Raw genomic sequence first — 1,553 nt, forward strand, 5'->3', positions numbered from 1 at the left:
GAATTATAGAGCAATTCCACAGGTAAAAAATTGAAGTTATATTTGAATCATTCCTTAATAGAAAATTGACAAGTAACAAAACTCCAAATCCTTGTTACCTATTCAATTTTATAGAGGCAAATTTATCTATTTATAGAACAACTTATGGATTAATTTAGAGAATTCTATAAATTATTGTTATGGAGATCAATATTAAGTGGGGGAAGTTATGAGAAAAGAAGTTCTACTTACGGTATCTGTTTTGGTGTGCTTGATAGGTTCAATATCAGTTGCACAAGCAGGAGAGGAAAAGAAAATTGTTCCAGATCAGCGATTAGTGGTAAGCACCGCTATTTACGGTAATCTGGTAACGTGGTATGAAACTTCTACAAATGTTCCACATATCTATGATCTGTCTATTGGAAAAGAGTTGAATGTACCAGATGACAGAGTGGAAAGTAATATGGAGATATATGGAAATAGAGTTGTCTGGCAGAATGGAGATGATGGAGTTTCGCTATATGATACATCAACAAAAAAATTAGTACATATAACAGAAGCTTATCATCCAGATATTTATGGAAATAATATCGTGTATGAAAGAATAAAATGGTTGCAAGATGAACCATACACACTGCATAGTTTATACATATACAATATAACAACTAAGAAAGAAACTAAAATCACCGGTGAAATTAACGCTGATTATAAAACAGCTATATCTGGTAATAAAGTTGTATGGGTGAGAGCAGATAACCCCTCGATAATTTATATCTATGATATACCATCAAAGAAAGTAAGTACCACAAGTGCAAGTGACTCAGTGAGTAACCTTGATATCTATGGAAATCTCGTTGTCTGGCAAAGTGGATCAGATGAAAAAAGTGACATTTACATGCGTGACATTTCCATACACAAGACCATACAGATCACAAAGAGCGGATCAGCAATTGAACCGGCAATTTATGGTAACCGCGTTGTATACATCAATGCAAACGACATTTATGTGTACGATAAATTTACTAGAAAGACAACCCGTATTACAAGTTGCGGTTGTGCATATGCACCCTATGTATATAATAATAAAGTTGTGTATGCAGACTCTCACGAAGCTGGTGAGATGAACTGGGAGTTAGGTTCTATCTATCTGTATGATTTATCAGAGCGGGTTCCAAAATTCAAACATCAAGATACAAATTGACCTTAAATGTATGATTTTATCTACAGGACTTACACACTCGATGCGTAAAATCAAATGTAACAACCGTTACTGATTAAATTTATATTATACATTTAACGGTTAATGCTCCTGCTTTACAATTTAAATGGTAAGTCCTATTCCAAAATGTCTGCGGTGTCTTTATTATTCTACTGTATAGTTAACAAAAATTATAGATGAAAGTTGGATCGTTCTTATAAGTAACAACTGGCTGTTTTTAGGTTTTAGTGATTTGAAAATTGTTGATTTAAGTACAAAAACAAGTGCTAGTGCTTAGATTTTGATGTTAATCCATAAAACAGATATATTGATTGTTCAATATATTATCTAATGTCTCGTATAAGCCGTCGCCCCA

At 33.1% G+C, this 1,553-nt stretch carries 1 protein-coding gene; it reads left to right on the forward strand.

The window, feature by feature from the left end; all coding sequences use genetic code 11:
- Nucleotides 1-208 precede the first annotated feature (208 nt).
- A complete protein-coding gene (locus tag ASJ81_RS12495) occupies nucleotides 209-1,180 on the forward strand; it encodes a hypothetical protein (RefSeq protein ID WP_095644723.1) in 972 nt (323 codons plus the stop codon).
- Nucleotides 1,181-1,553 lie beyond the last annotated feature (373 nt).

Origin of the sequence: Methanosarcina spelaei, assembly GCF_002287235.1 — an archaeon.
Lineage (GTDB): Archaea > Halobacteriota > Methanosarcinia > Methanosarcinales > Methanosarcinaceae > Methanosarcina > Methanosarcina spelaei.